Source organism: Nocardiopsis sp. LDBS0036 (assembly GCF_041228755.1).
GTDB lineage: Bacteria > Actinomycetota > Actinomycetes > Streptosporangiales > Streptosporangiaceae > Nocardiopsis > Nocardiopsis dassonvillei.
Genome location: NZ_CP141103.1, coordinates 5449691 through 5466745 on the forward strand (window position 1 = coordinate 5449691; position 17055 = coordinate 5466745).

Below are 17055 nucleotides of genomic sequence, written 5' to 3' on the forward strand. Positions count from 1 at the left end.
CCCGTGTCCTCCGGATGGAGGACGCCACCCCGACCAAGGGAGGGGGCGGCCCCGGGAGCGGGGGCTCCCGGAGCGGACGCGGACGGGCCCCGGGCGCGCGCTCGCGCCCGGGGCCCGTCAGGAGAAGGGGGCCGCTCAGAACAGGCGGAGCACGTCCGGCTCGATCCCGCGCAGCTCGTCGTAGTCCAGCACCACACAGGCGATGCCGCGGTCCTCGGCGAGCACACGGGCCTGCGGCTTGATCTCCTGGGCGGCGAACACGCCGCGCACCGGCGCGAGCTGCGGGTCCCGGTTGAGCAGTTCCAGGTAGCGGGTGAGCTGTTCGACGCCGTCGATGTCGCCGCGGCGCTTGAGCTCCACCGCGACGGTGGCGTTGGCGCCGTCCCGGCACAGGATGTCCACCGGGCCGATCGCCGTGGGGTACTCGCGGCGGATGAGGGTGTAGCCGTCGCCGAGGGTGGTGATGTGCTCGGCCAGCAGCTCCTGGAGGTGGGCCTCCACACCGTCCTTCTGCAGGCCGGGGTCCTTGCCCAGCTCGTGCGAGGAGTCGTGCATGACCTCCTCGACGGTCAGCACCAGCTTCTCACCGGACTTGCCGTGGGTGACCGTCCACACGTCGGGTCCGTCGGCGACGGTCTCCTCGCGCAGCTTGCAGGGCGGGTTCATCCAGTTCAGCGGTTTGAACGCCCGGTCGTCGGCGTGGATGGACACGCTCCCGTCGGCCTTGATGAGGATCAGGCGGGGAGCCATGGGCAGGTGGGCGGTGAGGCGGCCGACGTAGTCGACACTGCACCGAGCGATGACGAGACGCACGAAACGTCACGTTACCGCCTCCGCCGCACGCGCGGGGCGCAACCGCGTATCGTCCGCCCTCCCCGTTCGGCGCTGGCGACCGCACCCACAGGGATGTGCCCCCGAGGGAAGACAGGTCTGTCCCCTCGGTGCCATGACGGGGCGCGGCCGGGCCCCTAACGTCGCCAGGGGCGCGCGCATCCGCGCGCCCGCGACGACGAAGGGACCCCCATGTCACTGACGGTCTCCCCCGACCTGCTGGAGAAGGCGAAGCACGGCCCGGTCGAGGACGCCGACTTCATCGCCTGCATCAAGGACTCCCTGCCCTACGCCTGGGAGGTGGTCAGCGGACTGGCCGAGGGCGCCCGGACCGCCGAGTCCGGCTTCGAGACGAACGAGGTGCCCCCGCCCGGCGAACAGGAGAGGGGCCAGCTGCTGCGCCTGCTCGCCAGCGACGCCATGCGCGGCGCGGTGGAGCGGCACTTCGGCCTGCGCCTGGCCTTCCAGAATTGCCACCGCGTGGCCCTCTTCGCGCCCGGGGCCGAGGAGGCCCGCGCCGAGTTCACCTCCCCGCGCGCCCAGCTGCTCAACCAGTCGCCCGAGCTCGTCGACTGCTAGAGGCGGTCCTGTCAGGGGTGGTCGCGCCCTCCAGGAGGGGCGGTGCTCCCGCGCCGCGGCCGGGGTGCGGCGGCACCGCCACCGCCGCACCGGATGGCACCGAGTGCCCGACTCGGGCATCCCGTGCGCGGGACGGTTCGGCCGGGCCCGTAGTCTGGGCGTATGGTGCAGGAATTTGACAAGGTCGGTGTCGTCGGACTCGGCGCGATGGGCGCGGGTATCGCCGAGGTGTTCGCCCGCGCGGGGTTCAACGTCACCGGGGTCGAGATCGACCAGGCCGCCGTCGACCGCGGCCGTGCCCACGTGGACCGGTCCCTCTCGAAGGCGGTGGACAAGGGCAAGCTCACCGAGGACGAACGCACCGGGATCGACGCCCGGCTGACGTTCACCACCTCGCGCGAGGACCTCGCCGACGCGGACTTCGTCGTCGAGGCCGTCCCCGAACGGATGGACATCAAGAAGGACGTCTTCGCGGACCTGGACCGGATCTGCCCGCCCGGCACGATCCTGGCCACCAACACGTCCTCGCTGTCGGTCACCGAGATCGCCGCGCTCACCGGCCGCGCGGACAAGGTCGTGGGGCTGCACTTCTTCAACCCCGCCCCGGTCATGAAGCTGGTCGAGGTCATCACCACGGTCTCCACCAGCGCCGAGACCGTCGACGTGGTCTGCGAGGTGGCCAAGCGCATCGGCAAGACCCCCGTGGCGGTCGGCGACCGCGCCGGGTTCGTGGCCAACGCCCTCCTCGTGCCCTACATCAACGACGCGATCCGCCTGTACGAGCGCAAGGTCGCCACCCGCGAGGAGATCGACGCCTCGGTGCAGAAGGCCGCGGGCCTGCCCATGGGCCCGCTGGCCCTCGCCGACCTGGTCGGCCTCGACATCTGCCTGGCCGTCATGGACGTCCTGTGGGAGGAGTATCGCGACCGGCGCTACGCCGCCTCGCCGCTGCTGCGCCGCATGGTGGCCGCGGGCCGCCTGGGCCGCAAGTCCGGCCAGGGCTTCTACGCGGGCACCGACGACGCCCCCGAGCCCCGCCCCACCGGCCGCTACGCGCAGATGATCCAGGAGGAGGAGACCCTGGACCTGGGCGAGGTCCTCCTCGCGCCGCAGATCGACGACGCCATGCGCATGGTCGGCGACGGCTACGCCTCCGCCAGGGACGTCGACACCGCCATGCGCTTCGGCTGCGGTTACCCCAAGGGCCCCACCGAACTGCTGGAGGAGCGCGGCGCCGAAGCCGTGGTCACCACCCTGGTCGCGATGGGCGAGTACGGCCTCACCGACATCCCGGTGCCCGCCCCGCTGCTGATGGACCAGCTGCCCGACGCGCCGGAGGGCGAGGGCCACGGCGGCTGCGCCTGCCACGCCTGACGCGCCGAGCGGAGGCGTCGCCGTCGCGGGGCGCGGGCCCCGGTCCGCGGTACGCCTCCGCGCCGGCCCCGCGCCGGGCACAGGAGCGCCACGGCGCACGGGACCGCTCCGGCCACCGTGCCGGGCCGCCCGTCGCGCGGGGAGGCGAAGACGGCCGCCGCCGATCCTGTGGCGGCGGCCACTGCCGGTCCTCTTCTAACCTGGACGGTGTGAGCCCGCGCCGTAACTCTCCCCGCCGCACATCCGCCCGGGGCCGCAAGGCCCCCGGCGGCGCCCCCGACGACGAGGACGCCCTCATGCTGCGCGTCACCGGCGGACAGCGCCGCGAGACCGGCCCTGACGGCGAGTGGGTGACGCGCCGCATCCCCGGCGCCGCCGCCACCAAGGTCTACCGCTGCCCCGGCTGCGCCCAGGAGATCCCGACCGGCATGGCGCACGTCGTGGCCTGGCGCCCCTACGGTGACGGCGACGACCGGCGCCACTGGCACTCCTCCTGCTGGGACCGGCGCTCCCACCGCGCGCCGCGCTCCCCCCGCCGCTGAACCCCGGCCACCTACCCCGGACACGAGGAGCCATGGAGATCCGAGCCACCACGGTGCTGCCCGCCGTGAGACGACCCGTCACCCTGCACACCGCCGACGGCCTGGAACTGGTCGGCGAGCTGGCCCTGCCCGAGGGCCGCGACCCCAAGGCCACCCTGGTGTGCCTGCACCCCCTGCCCACCGCCGAGGGCATGATGGACAGCCACGTCCTGCGCAAGGCGTCGTTCCGGCTGCCCGCGCTGGCCGACATCGCGGTGCTGCGGTTCAACACCCGCGGCACCGGTTCGCGGCACGGCACCAGCCAGGGCGAGTTCGGCGAGGGCGAGACCGAGAAGCACGACGTGCTCGCCGCCATCGAGTTCACCGAGTTCGAGGGACTGCCCGAACCCTGGCTGCTGGGCTGGTCGTTCGGCACCGAGCTGGCCCTCAAGTGGGGCGCCGACCCGCAGGTCAAGGGCGCGATCCTGCTGTCGCCGCCGCTGCACCGCGCAGGCGAGGCCGACATGGAGGTGTGGGCGCGGACGGGCAAGCCGGTGGTCGCCCTGGTCCCCGAGCACGACGACTACCTGCGCCCCGACGAGGCCAGGAAGCGCTTCGAACCGCTCTCCCAGTGCGAGGTCGTCGGGGTGGAGGGCGCCAAACACCTGTGGGTGGGCGAGCCCTACGTGCGCCGCGTGCTGGACGAGATCGTCAAGCGGGTCAACCCCGAGGCCTACCCGCTCCCCGTGGAGTGGGACGGCCCGTACGAGAAGGACGTCCAGACCCTCGGTTAGCCCCGCGCGGACCTGACGGTCACTGCCGCCGCTGTCGTCCCCGGCCTCCCCGCTGACGGTCAGGTGCCGCCGCCGCGCCCGGCCCCCGGGCCCGCCGCGGGAGGCGCCGTCCCGCCTCCGACACGACGAAGGACCCGCTCTCCCCGGCGTCAGCCGGGGGAGGCGGGTCCTCGCACGTGGGGGAGAGCGTCAGCCCCGAGTGGGCCGCGACCCTACTCCTGCCACCAGTCCTCGTCGTCGGCGCCCTTGCCGGAGTGCACCGGCTGCCGGGTCTCCTCGGCGGCCGGAGCGGGCTCCTGCGGGATCGCGGCCGGGGCCGGAGCGGGGGCGACCGGCGCGGCGGGAACCGGGGCCGGGGCGGCCGGGCCGCCACCGCCGAGCAGCTGGCGCAGCTGCTGGAGGTGCGACTGGATGCTGTCGCGCTGGCGGTTGAGCTCGTCGACCTCCTTCTTGGCGGCCGTCATGATCCGGTTGGCCTCGGACTTGGCGTCCCCGAGCTGGTGCTCGGCCTTGGACTTGGCCTCGGCCTCGATCTGGGCGGCGTTCTTCTTGGCGTTGCCGACCAGCTGCTTGGCGTGGTTCTCGGCGTCGCGGCGGGTCTGCTCGGCCTGCTGGCTCGCCTTGGTGGCGCGCTGCTCGGCGCTGGCGGCCCGCTCCTCGGCCTCGTTGACCATCTTCTGCGTGGCGGCCTGGGCGGCGGCGAGGCGCTCGGCGTCCTGGCGCTCGGCCTCGGCGCGGCGGTCGGCCAGCTGGAGCTCGAACTGGTCCTCGGCCTCGGTGCGCCGGGCCTCGGACTCGGCGTAGGCGCGCTCGGCGTTCTTGCGCAGCTCCTCGGCCTGGCTCTTGGCCGACTGGATGGTCTCGTCGCGCTCGCGCTTGGCCGCGGCGCGGGCCTGGGCGCACTCGCGCTCGGTGGTGGTGCGCAGCTTGGCGATCTCGCCCTCGAAGGTCGCCCGCTTCTCGGCGATCTCGTGGTCGACCGCGGAGCGCTTCTTCTGCACCTCGCGCTCGGTGGTGGAGGTGAGCTCGTCGGCCTCGCGGCGGGCGGTGGTGGAGATCTCCTCCGCCTCGGACTCGGCGGTCTGACGGGTCTCGTCGGCCTCGCGCTGGGCGAGGGCGCGCACCTCGGTGGCCTCGGACTCGGCGGCCGCGCGCATGTCGGCGGCCTCGATCTTGGCGGCCGAGCGGATGTCGTTGGCGTCGATCTGCGCGCTCTGGACCAGCTCGTTGGCCTGCTCCTCGGCCAGGCGCAGCAGCTCCTCGATACGCGAGCCCAGACCGGAGTAGGAGGGGCGCTCGCGCTCCTGGAGCTGGCGGTTCTTGGCGTTGAGCTCGGCCTTGAACTTCTCGACCTGCTTGGAGTACTGCTTGAGCTCGTTGCGCAGGCTGGCCGCGTAGTCATCCACCTGGGTGCGGTCATACCCACGCAGCACCACGTCGAATTCGTGCGGGGTGTTGTCCTCGTCGAAGATGTTGTTGAGCTGGGTGTCGATGTTGTTTGACGGCATGTGGCGGAATCCTGAACGGGTGCGAGACGGCTACTTGCAAGGGGCCGGGGACGGCGGGGAGGGCGGCAGTGCTGTCCCCGGGGACGGGTCCGGTCGCGAGCCGGGGGAGGGGACGGGTGACGACGGGCTGGTGAGCCCCTGACCGCCCCGAGATCGTCCGCGTGCGCCACGTCACCTGACACGGCGGTACGGCCGACCCGACTCGGCTACCGGACTGCAAGACATGGACCAACGCCGGAATAGCGCATCCGGCAGCTAGCCGACTTTATCAAGCGCGGAACACCTGGGAAGGGGGTTTCGGGTAACTTCCGGTGGGCTCCGAGGCTAACCACGCCACTGGCGTTCAACCTGTGACTTGTCCGGAACGCCCCCGTGACGCTATCCGGAAATTCCGGGACGGTTGTCGTCCCTTTCCTCGTGCGCCCCATCCGCACTCTGGACCAGCTCGGTGAGCACGCCGCCGCAGTCCTTGGGGTGCAGGAAGACGATCCTCGACCCCGCCGTCCCCCGTCGAGGCCGGGCGTCCAGCACGCGCACGCCGCTCTCGCCGACGCCCGCCGCGGTGGCGGCCACGTCCGCGGTACCGAAGGCGACGTGGTGGACGCCCTCGCCGTTGCGCTCCAGGAACTTGGCCACCGGGGAGTCCGCGCGGGTGGGTTCGAGCAGCTGGAGGTAGGTGGCGCCGCCGTCGTCGGTGCCGTTGACCCGGAGCATGGCCTCGCGCACGCCCTGCTCCTCGTTCACCTCCTCGTGCTCCACCTCGAACCCGTACGTGGACCGGTAGAAGGCCACCGAGGCGTCGAGGTCGCGGCAGGCGATGCCCACGTGGTCGAGCCGGGTCAGGCCGGAGAACGGGACGGCGGGTGAGGACGGGGCCGCGGGTGCGGAGGGGGAGGAAGGGGTGGAGGAGGAGGGCGGGGTGATGAACTCGCTGGCCGAGTGCGGTGCGTCACTCATGGGGTGAACCTCCCGGGGATCGCTGACGGCGGTGTGGGTATCGTTGCAGACCAGGTGCGTCACCCATGCATTTGGAGGCCAGTTACGATGCCCGGTTCCGTCATCGTCGGTGGGGCACGGACCCCCACCGGCAGACTCCTCGGCTCCCTCGCCGGGTTCTCCGCCGCCGACCTCGGGGGCTTCGCGATCAAGGCCGCGCTGGAACGCGCCGGCATCACCGGCGAACAGGTCGGATACGTGGTCATGGGACAGGTGCTCCAGGCGGGCGCGGGCCAGATCCCGTCCCGCCAGGCCGCCGTCAAGGCGGGCATCCCCATGAACGTGCCGTCGGTGACGATCAACAAGGTCTGCCTGTCCGGCCTGGACGCGATCGCCCTCGCCGACCAGCTCATCTCCGCGGGCGAGTTCGACGTGGTGGTGGCCGGGGGCATGGAGTCCATGACCAACGCGCCGCACCTGCTGCCCAAGTCGCGCAAGGGCTACAAGTACGGGTCGGTCGAGGTCCTGGACGCGACCGCGCACGACGGCCTGACCGACGCCTTCGAGGGCGACTCCATGGGCGCCTCCACCGAGCGCCACAACGGCAAGCTCGGCATCGGGCGCGAGGAGCAGGACGCCTTCGCGGCCCGCTCCCACCAGCGCGCGGCCGCCGCGGCCGCCGCCGGGTACTTCGACGCCGAGATCGTCCCCGTCCAGATCCCGCAGCGCAAGGGCGACCCCGTCGTCTTCTCCGCCGACGAGGGCGTGCGGGCCGACACCACCGCCGAGAGCCTGGCCCGCCTGCGCCCCGCCTTCGACAGCGAGGGCACCATCACCGCGGGCTCCTCCTCGCAGATCTCCGACGGCGCCGCCGCGGTGGTCGTGATGAGCCGCGCCAAGGCGGAGGAACTGGGCGCCACGGTCCTGGCCGAGATCGGCGCGCACGGCAACGTCGCCGGTCCGGACAACTCGCTGCACTCCCAGCCCTCCAACGCCATCCGGCACGCGCTGGGCAAGGCGGGCCGCTCGGTCGAGGACCTGGACCTGATCGAGATCAACGAGGCCTTCGCCGCGGTGGGTCTCCAGTCCACCCGCGACCTGGGCGTCTCGGAGGACATCGTCAACGTCAACGGCGGCGCCATCGCGCTCGGTCACCCGATCGGCGCCTCCGGGGCCCGCATCGCCCTGCACCTGGTCCACGAGCTGCGCCGCCGCGGCGGCGGGTTCGGCGCGGCCGCCCTGTGCGGCGGCGGCGGCCAGGGCGACGCCCTGCTGTTCACGGTCCCCGCCGAGTAATCCAGCTGACGACGCCCGCCGAGCGGTGCCGCTGACGGTTTCCGCCCGGTAGTGCCGTTCGGTACCGCCGCCCGGGGCGCCCATCGAGCGGTGCCGCGCCGGGCCCAGGGCCAGGCAGCCACGGCCGCCGGACTGCGGCCGACCCCCTCGTGGACGCCGTCCGCGGGCGCCGGGAGATCCCCGGACGCCCGCGTGGCGGACCGCGCGGGGGACCCGATCCGAAGACACTGTGTACCCGGGAGAGCCCCGGGGACACGACGCACCTGACAGCCGCGGGGCGGGGGCCACGAGCCCTCGCCCCGTCCTGCTCCGCCCACACCGAGGAGTTCCATGGACACCCCCCGACTGGTCGAACGGGTCCGCGAGGGCGACCGCCGGGCACTGGCCCGCGCGATCACCCTGGTCGAGAACGGGGCCGCCGCCCTGCGCGAGATCATGGCGGGCCTGGCCCCGCACACCGGCCGTGCCCGGGTGGTGGGTTTCACCGGCTCCCCGGGGGTGGGCAAGTCCACCACCACCAACGCCGTCGTGCGCGCGGCCCGGGCGAAGGGGCTGACCGTCGCCGTGCTCGCCGTGGACCCGTCCTCGCCGTTCACCGGCGGCGCCCTGCTCGGCGACCGCGTGCGGATGCAGGAGCACGCCACCGATCCGGGGGTGTTCATCCGCTCCATGGCCAACCGCGGGCACCTGGGCGGGCTGTCCTGGGCCACGCCGCACGCCCTGCGGGTGCTCGACGCGGCCGGGTTCGACGTGATCCTGGTGGAGACGGTGGGCGTGGGCCAGGCCGAGGTGGAGATCGCCGGGCAGGCCGACACCACCGTGGTGCTGTGCGCCCCGGGCATGGGCGACTCGGTGCAGGCCGCCAAGGCGGGCGTGCTGGAGGTCGCCGACGTCTTCGCGATCAACAAGGCGGACCGGGAGGGCGCCAAGTCCACCCTGCGCGAGCTGCGCCAGATGATCGCCATGAAGGATCGCACCGACCAGGAGTGGAAGCCGCCGATCGTGATGACCGTCGCCTCCAGGGACGAGGGCGTCGACGAGCTGTGGGAGCGGATGGACCAGCACTTCGCCCACCTGGAGGCCAGCGGCGACCTGGCCCGTCGCCGTCGCGCCCGCGCCCGGGACGAGGTGCAGGCGATCGTGCTGGACCTGCTGCGCTCGCGGATGGGCGGGGCGGGCGACGACACCGGCCTGGACGCGCTGGCCGAGGACGTGGCGGAGGGGAGGAGGGACCCCTATGCCGCCGCTGACGTGGTGCTGAAGGAGTTGGGCACTGACCTGGGGTGAGGCTGGTGCTGGTGCTGGTGCTGGTGCTGGTGCTGGTGCTGGTGTGTGGTGTTGGTGCTGTGCTGGTGCTGGTGTTGGTGCTGGTGCCGGTGCCGGTGCCTGTGGTGATGTCAGTGGCGGCCGTGTTTTCCGCAGGTGGTCGGGTTTTCCACAGGGCGCGTATTGGTGCTGGTCGTGGGTGGGGTGGTGATGGTTTCCTGGAAATAGGGGGGATCCCACCCAGTAGGCGTTTTGGCATGCCCCTAAATGTCCCATGTCCGGCGCCTCCATGTCCCATATTTCAACGGGGATGATGAATTGAGGGGCAGGGAGGGGCCGCCCACAGGTCTCTCCCCTACGCCCTTCTTGTCGGGGGTTTCTGGCGGCAACGAAAGCGCGCCAGCTGCCGCGAAGTGGGATGGCCCGCGGAAAACGGTGAGCGTCGGGTGAGGGCGGGGGCGGCCGACGAAAAGCGGCACCAAAGGCGGGAGCGACCACCGGAGGGCGACCAACGCCCAGGGTGTAGGGATGGTCGGGCTCTGCTGCGTCGGCACCAACGGCAAGCAGGCCCTCCAGCCTCGGGCAACGACCCCGACCCCTGCGGCCGGGGAGGGCGACAATCGCTCTAACGTCGAGTGCTCATTCTGGCCGTGCCTTTTTGGACACCTTTCAAGCCCGCCCCAATTGCAGCCTTTCAATCAAGAGCGACCCCAGGAAAGAAAGGCTTCTAATTCCGGCTGTGAATAGTGGAGAAATGGCGGACGCTGGCCTATAATAAGAAGCATGGAGATGATGATCGCAGCACCCAAAGTGGCCCCCGGGGAATGTTCCCCGGCCGTGGCCGCGCTGGCCGGTGCGCGCAAGATCATCGACCAGGCGTTGAACGCCGAAGTGCCACCCGGAGCCGATGAGGCCGCCGCTGAGGAGATCGCGGCGCTGTGGGCCCAGCTGGACCAGATCCGGTATCAGGCGTTGGCGCAAATGGCGCGCCTGTACGCGCGCGGTGAGGTCGCCCGCTACAGCGGCTACAGCACGCTGGACAAGTGGTTGGTGCACCACGGCACGATGCCCACCGCTCAGGCCAAGGATTTGGCCCGCCTGGCCCAGCACGTGCACGAGGAGACGCTGCCCGCCACTGCCCAAGCAGTAGCTGAGGGCAGGGTGGTGTTGGGTGAGGCGGTCGCGATCGCCAAAGCCACCGACAAGGCCGTCCAGACCCGCGATGAGGACCACTTTCCCGATGAGGGGGAGTATCGGCACGGGTTTGAGTCCGCCCTGGTGGCCGCCAAGGCGGAGCGGCCCGCGTTGTCGGTCAACCAGCTCCAGTCGGTGGCCCGCCAGGTCGCCTACCGTTTGGACCCCCACCGCCTGGACCGCGACCACGAGACCGCTCATGCCGCCCGTGGACTGACGGTGCATGACACGTTCCAGGGCAGCTACCAACTTCAGGCCTGGGGTGGGGCTGGGGATGCGTTGGTCGTGCGCGCGGCCATCGACACCTTCACCACCCCACCCAGCGAGGACGACACCCGGTCCCGGTCCCAGCGTGAGCACGACGCGCTCATCGCGGCGCTGCGTTTCGCCACCACCCACACCGGATGCGACAACGCTCCGGCTCCGTTGGCGCAGATCCGCATCGTGGTGCCCGTGCAGACCTATCTGGACGCTCAGGGTCAGGAAAGGCCCGCGTTGGACGAGCACGGTCGGGTGATTCCGGTCGGGCTGGTGCACGAGTTGGCCGCCGATTCTGAGGTGGTGCGGATGCTCACCGCCCCGCCCACCGGGCAGGTGTTGGATGTGGGCCACAGCCGCCGCCTGGCCTCAACCCGCCAACGCACCGCCGCCTTCCACGGACACGCCACCTGCGCCCACCCGGGCGGATGTGAGGTACCGGTGGCGTTGTGCCAGGCCGACCACGTGCAGTCGTTCTCCCGAGGAGGGCGCACCGTGGTCGCCAACCTGCAACCGTTGTGCGGGCCGCACAACCGGGCCAAGTACCAACGCGAACTGCGCACACACCGACAGCGGGAACGGCACCATCCGCCCGACAGGATTCCGGTTCCCCCACTCCGGGAATGACCCCCGGGTCGTGCCGGTCCCCGGCATGCCCGCGCCCGACAGGCGGCCCGGGCCCCGTGCCCACCGTGGTCGCTGCCACCGTCGCCCGCCCCCGCCCCGGGGGCCGGTACCGCTGCCCGAGGCCCGACAGCCCCGCTGCCTTTGGTGCCAACGCAGCAGAGCTCCACCACGCGCGAAGGCCGACCGTTGGTCACCCTCCCGGGCCACTTCGCGGCAGCTGGTGCCGCTGCCTTCGGCCACCACCCGCAACCAGGTCGTTGATCGGAGTCCCCGGACACCCGCCGCCTTCGCTGCCACCGCAGCAGAGCCCAACCGCCCCCGAACACCAATCGTTGGTCGCCTTCCCGCACCGCTACGCGGCAGCTCGTGCGCTCTCACCATCGCCAGCCCCTTCCCCCGTGTGCCGGTCCGGAGCAAGGGTCCTCTGGGAGAGCCCGACACGGAAGCGGCCGGTACGGACCGCGACGGTCCGCACCGGCCTACTTCCGGCCAGGCCCATTTCCAACGGGCCCGCCTCCAGCCCGGCGTGTGCCGGACCGGAAGCCGACTACCCGGCCAGCGCCGTGTCGATGGCGTTCATGAGGCTGCCGTTGGCGTCGTCGCCGTCAACGGACCAGATCATGACGCCGCCCAGGCCCTGGGCCTGGGCCCAGTCGGTCTTCTGGGCCATGGAGATCTCGTCGTCGTAGGTCCAGAAGGTGCTGCCGTTGTACAGCCAGGCGGTGCCCAGCGCGTCGTCGCGGTACAGCTCGTAGCCGCCGGTGCCCACCAGGTCCTTCAGGACCTTCCAGTCGTCGATCCCCGCCTCGTAGCTACCGGGGGCGGGACCGGTAGCGCTCTGGAAGAGACCGTCGCCGTTCGGACCGGGCTCCACACCGGTCCAGCCGCGGCCGTAGAACGGCACGCCGAGCACCATGTCGGCGGGGTCGACGCCGCGGTCGAGGTAGGCCTGGACCGTGGTCTCGGTGGAGTACAGGTCCGGGCCGGGGTCGGCCGGGTCCAGGAGCAGGTTGGACTGGTGGTTGGCGGCGGTCTCCCAACCGCCGTGGTAGTCGTAGCCCTGCACCGTGATGAAGTCGAAGTCGGTCATGAGCTGCGGCATCTCGAAGCCGAGCTCGACCTTCTCCGGGTCTGCGGGCAGGAACGCGGTCAGCTCGTACTGGCGGCTCGTCTCGGCCTCCAGGGCGTCCAGCTGGTCGCGGAACTCCTGCACCAGGGCGGTGAAGTTCTCCTTGTCCTCGGGGCGGACGGTGTTGTGCTCGTGGCCCGCCGATCCCGGCCACTCCCAGTCCAGGTCGATGCCGTCGAAGACGCCGTAGGCGGAGCCGGGGCCGCCCGCGCCGTCGAACACGGGCAGGTTGCCGCGCAGGAACTGGTCGATGCACGAGGAGACCATGCGCTCACGCGACTCGGCGGTCAGCGCCGCGTCGGAGAAGTGCTCGGACCAGGTCCAGCCGCCCAGGGAGATGTTGACCTTGAGGTCGGGGTACATCTCCTTGAGCTCGCGCAGCTGGTTGAAGTTGCCGCGCAGGTCCTGGTCCCACGTGTCGCCGACCCCGTCGACGCTGTCGGCGGCCCCGAAGGAGCGGCCGTAGTCGGCCCAGGCGTCGCCCTGGCCGAGCTGGTTGGCCATGAAGCACTCGCCGTTCGCGTTGATGTTGCCGAAGGCGTAGTTGATGTGGGTGAGCTTCTCGGCGGTGCCCGAGGTGACCAGGTCGTTCACCAGGTAGTCGCGGCCGTAGATGCCCCACTGGGTGAAGTAGGCGACCCGGCGCTCCTGGGGCGGGTCGGTGGGGCCGCCGCCGTCCGCGTCGGTGGTGGCGGTGACGGCGCCGCTCTCGGGACCCCTGTTGTTGGAGGTGTCGTAGGCGCGCACGGTGAACGTGTGCTCGGTCTGGGGCGCCAGCCCGGTGACGGTGGCGGTGGTGCCGGTGACCGCGCGGACGACCTCGCCGCCGGAGAGGACCTCGTAGCCCGCGACCCCGGCGTTGTCGTCCGCGGGGCCCCACTGCAGGGCCACGGTGGTCGAGGTGGTGCCGGTGACGGTCAGGCCGGTCGGCGCGGTGGGAGGCTCGGTGTCCTCCTCGCCGGGCTCGCCCGAGCAGCCGCCGCCGTTGACCGTGCAGTCCACGGGAGCGGTGTCGCCGCCGCCGTGGGTGCCGTTGAACCCGATGGAGTAGCTGCCGCCCGCCGGGACGGAGGCGCCCCACGAGGGCGGGGTGACGGTGTAGGCGTCGCCGGAGCGGCTGAGGGTGGCGTTCCACAGGCTGGTGATGGCGGTGCCGGACGGGAGCCGGAAGCCGATGCTCCAGTCGGTCAGCGCCGACCCCGAGCCGTTGGCGATGGTCAGCTGCCCGCCGTAGCCGGTCTCCCAGCGACTGGTCTCCACGTAGGTGACGGTGACGCCCGCGGTGTCGGCCGACGCGGCCGGGACGGGTGCCAGTGCGAGGGGTAGGACGACCGCGGCGGCCAGTGCCGCGATTCGTTGGCGAAGTCGTGCTCTCACGGTTGCTCCTGGTGCGTGAGCGGTGTGGGGGTTGGCCTTCCGCCGCGGGGGCGGAGGGCTGCGGGGTGTGCGCCCAGGGAGTGCGGTGTCGCGAGCTGACCGGTGGCGGGCTCGGCGGCGCGCGTGAGAGGTGGCGTGTGCGCGGCAGGGGCATGGCGGGCCTCCGACCTGGGGGAGGAAGGGGGAGGGCGGTGTGGGGGGCCGGTGCGGACCGTCGCACATCGGTCCGCACCGGCCGTGGCGGCGGTGCTCCCCGGATCAGAGCACCGACGCCGCTCGGTCCCGGTCCGGGGTCGCCGGACCGGAAGTCTGTCGGCTGCGGTCGCGGGGCGCGTTCCGGGTGCCCGGGCCGCGCGCGGAGCCCGTCCCCGCCGATCCCGCGTCACCCGGAGGGCGCGCGGTCGCGGCGGGAGTGGACGGCTCCTAGTCGCTCAGCGCCGTGTCGATGGCGGCCATGAGGCTGCCCTCGGCGTCGTCGCCGTCGATGGACCAGATCATGACCCCGCCGAGGCCCTTGTCCCGGGCCCAGTCGGTCTTCTGCGTCATGGCGGTCTCGTCGTCGTAGTTCCAGAGCGTCTGGCCGTCGTAGATCCAGGCGGTACCGGCCCCGTCGTTGCGGAAGACCTCGAACTCACCGGACTCGACCTTCTCCTCCAGGACCTTCCAGTCCTCGGTGCCCGCCGCGTACGTCCCCTGCGCGGGGCCCGTCGCGGTCTGGAAGAGGCCGTCACCGTCGGGGCCGGGTTCCACGCCCGTCCACCCCTGTCCGTAGAAGGGCACGCCCAGGACGAGCTTGCCGGGGTCCACGCCCCGGTCCAGGTAGGCCTGGACGATGAGCTCGGTGGAGATCACCGGCTGGGGGTCGCGGGCGTCCACGACCAGGTTGGACTGGTGGTTGGTCGTGCTCTCCCAGGTGCCGTGGTAGTCGTAGCCCTGCACCGTGACGAAGTCGAAGTCGGTCATGAGCTCGTCCAGCTCGTACCCGGCGTCCAGGCGCCAGCCTCCGGCGGGCATGAACGCGGTCAGCTCGTAGTGGCGGTCGGTCTCCTCGCCGAACGCGTCCAGCTGGTCGCGGAACTCCTGCACCAGGGCGGTGAAGTTCTCCTTGTCCTCGGGGCGGACGGTGTTGTGCGGGTGGCCGTCGGAGCCGGGCCACTCCCAGTCCAGGTCGATGCCGTCGAAGACCCCGTAGGCGGCGCCCTCGCCGCCCGCGCCGTCGACCTCGGGCAGGTTGCCCCGCAGGTACAGGTCGACGCAGGAGCTGACCAGCCTCTCGCGGGACTCCTCGGTCAGGGCCGCGTCGGAGAAGTACCGGGACCACTCCCAGCCGCCGAGGGAGATGTTGACCTTGAGGTCGGGGTACATCTCCTTGAGCTCGCGCAGCTGGTTGAAGTTGCCGCGCAGCTCCTGGTCGGGGTCGTCGGCGGTCCCGTCGACGCTCTCCGCGGCGGGCACGGGGTGCGCGTAGTCGGCGACGGCGCCCTCCTGGCTGGTCCCGTCACCCGTGGCGCACACGCCCTCGGCGGTGACGTTGCCGAACGCGTAGTTGATGTGCGTGAGCTTCTCCGCGCTGTCGCTGTCGACCAGGTCGCGGACGTGGTAGTCGCGCTCCCCGGCGCTCCACTGGGTGTAGTAGGCGACGCTGTAGCTGTCGTGGGAGGGGCCGCTCCCGTCGTCCCCGGCGCAGGGGGAGCCGTTGACCAGGCAGTCCACGAGGTCGGTGGCGCCGTCGGAGTGCAGCCCGTTGAAGCCGAAGGAGTAGCTGCCGCCCGCCGGAACGCTGGCGCCCCAGTGCGGCGGGGTGATCGTGTAGCCGCCGGGGGTGCCCGCGAGGGTGGCGTTCCACAGCTCGTGGATGCGGCTGCCGTCGGGGAGCGAGAACTCGACGGCCCAGTCCTCGACGGGGGTGTCCGAGGCGTTGTGGACGGTGATCTGGCCGGTGTAGCCGGTGTTCCACCGGGCCGACTCCGTGTAGGTCACCGTGAGGTCGGCGGGGCCGGTCTCCTCGGCGGCCGCGGCGGGGACCGCGGTCACCGCGAGCGGGGCGAGCAGCACGGCGGCCGCGGCGGCCGCGAGGCGGGTACTGAAACGTCGTGCTCTCACGTCGTGGCATCTCCTGGTGCGGGGGCGGGGGCGGGGGCGGGGGGACGGACGACCGTGCTCCTGGAGCGGATGACCCCGCTCTCAAAGCGGATGGACCCTGCTCTCGGAGCGGAGGGGATGGGCTGCGGTCGTGTGCGGGGGATCGCGGGGAGAACCGCGGTCCGTCAGCGGGGTTCGGCGGCCTCCCAGGGGGTGGTCCACGGGCCAAGTGAGGACAGGTCGTCACCTTGAGCCTCTGACGTGGGGGGATAAATTTTTAGGAAACTTAACTAATAATTCCGCGCTCCGTCAAGACCCGGCGGGGACTCTCCGTTCTCCCCCGCGTGCGCGGCGGTGGGCTCCGCGTGCCCCTCGCCGGAGGACCGGTGGATTTGCCGAGCTGGCGGGGTGGACCAGTTCCGAGCGCGGAACCTGTCCCTTTGTGGCCACGGAAAAGTCTTGCCTTCTTTCTCGTCCGCTGTTAGGCGCTCTGTGTGTTTCCCGCTCCGGGGCCCTCCCGGCCTCATGCAACCCCCATGTCACACCCGCCTCGGAGTGCCGGTTCCGTCACTGCGGTCGACCTGGGTGGAGGCCCGGGCCGTGCCCGGCGCGGCGCCCGGCGGCCGGGCCGCGCGGGAGCGGGGGCGTGCCCCCTTCCGGTCAGGCGGGCGCGCCCTCCCCGCTGACTAGAGTGAACCCGTGGGTAACCCGTTGAATCTTCCGTTCGACCCGATCGAGCGGGCACACGACAACTGGACGCGCAGATGGGGGCCCTCGCCCGCCATGGCGGCGGTCACCTCGGTCATGCGCGCGCAGCAGATCCTGATCGGGGAGCTGGACGGCGCCCTCAAGCCGTTCGGCCTGACCTTCGCCCGCTACGAGGCGCTCGTCCTGCTCACCTTCAGCGGTTCCGGCTCGCTGCCCCTGGGCAAGATCGGCGAGCGTCTCATGGTGCACCCGACCAGCGTCACCAACACCATCGACCGGTTGGAGGGGCAGGGCTTCGTGCGCCGCCGCCCCAACCCGAGCGACGGTCGCGGCGTGCTGGCCGAGATCACCGACGCCGGGCGCCGGGTCACCGAGGAGGCGACCGGGGCGCTGCTGTCCATGGACTTCGGCCTGGGCTGCTACTCCGACGAGGAGCTGTGGCGCATGCACGAGATGTTCACCCGGCTCAGGGTGGACTTCGGCGACTTCCCCGAGCCCGTCGCGGAGGCCGCCGAGGGCCGCTGACCGCCCGCCGCGCCCCGGCGCCGCGGGCGCCCTCCCTGTACATCATTAGT

General features: G+C 71.8%; 14 protein-coding genes. 9 read left to right on the top strand and 5 right to left on the bottom strand.

Going from position 1 to position 17055, the window contains the following annotated elements; genetic code table 11:
* Window positions 1–135: 135 nt before the first annotated feature.
* Entirely contained in the window at window positions 136–813 is a 678-nt protein-coding gene (gene nucS / locus UIS43_RS23335) for an endonuclease NucS (protein WP_013151405.1), read from the bottom strand.
* Between the two features lie 210 nt (window positions 814–1023).
* Here nucS and UIS43_RS23340 point away from each other — a divergent pair, with 210 nt between their 5' ends.
* From UIS43_RS23340 to UIS43_RS23355, 4 genes are all read left to right on the top strand, one after another.
* Window positions 1024–1410: an SCO5389 family protein gene (locus UIS43_RS23340; protein WP_013151406.1), complete on the top strand. Its 387-nt coding sequence runs from the start codon at window positions 1024–1026 to the stop codon at window positions 1408–1410.
* Window positions 1411–1572: 162 nt separating this feature from the next.
* Entirely contained in the window at window positions 1573–2784 is a 1212-nt protein-coding gene (locus UIS43_RS23345; RefSeq protein ID WP_013151407.1) for a 3-hydroxybutyryl-CoA dehydrogenase, read from the top strand.
* 209 nt (window positions 2785–2993) lie between these two features.
* Window positions 2994–3326 carry a hypothetical protein gene (locus UIS43_RS23350; protein WP_013151408.1) on the top strand — a complete coding sequence of 111 codons (333 nt, stop codon included), beginning with the start codon at window positions 2994–2996 and terminating at the stop codon, window positions 3324–3326.
* A gap of 32 nt (window positions 3327–3358) precedes the next feature.
* Window positions 3359–4099 (top strand): alpha/beta hydrolase, encoded by a 741-nt coding sequence (locus UIS43_RS23355; protein ID WP_013151409.1) that lies wholly within the window; start codon window positions 3359–3361, stop codon window positions 4097–4099.
* A gap of 212 nt (window positions 4100–4311) precedes the next feature.
* Here UIS43_RS23355 and UIS43_RS23360 read toward each other — a convergent pair whose 3' ends face one another.
* The gene (locus UIS43_RS23360; RefSeq protein WP_013151410.1) at window positions 4312–5607 is read right to left on the bottom strand and encodes a DivIVA domain-containing protein; all 1296 of its coding nucleotides are present in this window, start codon (window positions 5605–5607) and stop codon (window positions 4312–4314) included.
* Window positions 5608–5985: 378 nt separating this feature from the next.
* A complete protein-coding gene (gene mce, locus UIS43_RS23365) occupies window positions 5986–6564 on the bottom strand; it encodes a methylmalonyl-CoA epimerase (RefSeq protein ID WP_013151411.1) in 579 nt (192 codons plus the stop codon).
* A gap of 87 nt (window positions 6565–6651) precedes the next feature.
* Between mce and UIS43_RS23370 the strand changes: the two genes are divergently transcribed.
* From UIS43_RS23370 to UIS43_RS23385, 4 genes are all read left to right on the top strand, one after another.
* A complete protein-coding gene (locus tag UIS43_RS23370; protein ID WP_019608783.1) occupies window positions 6652–7839 on the top strand; it encodes an acetyl-CoA C-acetyltransferase in 1188 nt (395 codons plus the stop codon).
* Window positions 7840–8169: 330 nt separating this feature from the next.
* On the top strand, window positions 8170–9126 hold the full coding sequence (gene meaB, locus UIS43_RS23375) for a methylmalonyl Co-A mutase-associated GTPase MeaB (protein ID WP_013151413.1): 957 nt from the start codon (window positions 8170–8172) through the stop codon (window positions 9124–9126).
* A 5-nt stretch (window positions 9127–9131) separates the two neighbouring features.
* Window positions 9132–9419, top strand: coding sequence for a hypothetical protein (locus UIS43_RS23380; RefSeq protein ID WP_370011706.1), 288 nt, complete (start codon window positions 9132–9134; stop codon window positions 9417–9419).
* Between the two features lie 478 nt (window positions 9420–9897).
* Window positions 9898–11184, top strand: a complete 1287-nt coding sequence (locus tag UIS43_RS23385; protein WP_370013271.1) for a DUF222 domain-containing protein — start codon at window positions 9898–9900, stop codon at window positions 11182–11184.
* Window positions 11185–11731: 547 nt separating this feature from the next.
* On the opposite strand, the gene UIS43_RS23390 is transcribed toward UIS43_RS23385, so the two are convergent.
* Together UIS43_RS23390 and UIS43_RS23395 are read right to left on the bottom strand one after the other, a co-directional pair.
* A complete protein-coding gene (locus UIS43_RS23390; protein ID WP_370011707.1) occupies window positions 11732–13690 on the bottom strand; it encodes a glycosyl hydrolase family 18 protein in 1959 nt (652 codons plus the stop codon).
* A gap of 423 nt (window positions 13691–14113) precedes the next feature.
* Window positions 14114–15793, bottom strand: coding sequence for a glycosyl hydrolase family 18 protein (locus tag UIS43_RS23395; protein ID WP_370011709.1), 1680 nt, complete (start codon window positions 15791–15793; stop codon window positions 14114–14116).
* A gap of 690 nt (window positions 15794–16483) precedes the next feature.
* On the opposite strand from UIS43_RS23395, the gene UIS43_RS23400 reads away from it, so the two are divergent.
* Window positions 16484–17005 (top strand): MarR family winged helix-turn-helix transcriptional regulator, encoded by a 522-nt coding sequence (locus UIS43_RS23400; RefSeq protein WP_041552213.1) that lies wholly within the window; start codon window positions 16484–16486, stop codon window positions 17003–17005.
* The last annotated feature ends 50 nt before the right edge of the window (window positions 17006–17055 follow it).

Coding starts and splice junctions, on each gene's coding strand:
- UIS43_RS23340 (WP_013151406.1), top strand. CDS start 1,024: ATGTCACTGACGGTCTCCCCCGACCTGCTGGAGAAGGCGAAGCACGGC.
- UIS43_RS23345 (WP_013151407.1), top strand. CDS start 1,573: ATGGTGCAGGAATTTGACAAGGTCGGTGTCGTCGGACTCGGCGCGATG.
- UIS43_RS23355 (WP_013151409.1), top strand. CDS start 3,359: ATGGAGATCCGAGCCACCACGGTGCTGCCCGCCGTGAGACGACCCGTC.
- UIS43_RS23360 (WP_013151410.1), bottom strand. CDS start 5,607: ATGCCGTCAAACAACATCGACACCCAGCTCAACAACATCTTCGACGAG.
- mce (WP_013151411.1), bottom strand. CDS start 6,564: ATGAGTGACGCACCGCACTCGGCCAGCGAGTTCATCACCCCGCCCTCC.
- UIS43_RS23370 (WP_019608783.1), top strand. CDS start 6,652: ATGCCCGGTTCCGTCATCGTCGGTGGGGCACGGACCCCCACCGGCAGA.
- meaB (WP_013151413.1), top strand. CDS start 8,170: ATGGACACCCCCCGACTGGTCGAACGGGTCCGCGAGGGCGACCGCCGG.
- UIS43_RS23385 (WP_370013271.1), top strand. CDS start 9,898: ATGATCGCAGCACCCAAAGTGGCCCCCGGGGAATGTTCCCCGGCCGTG.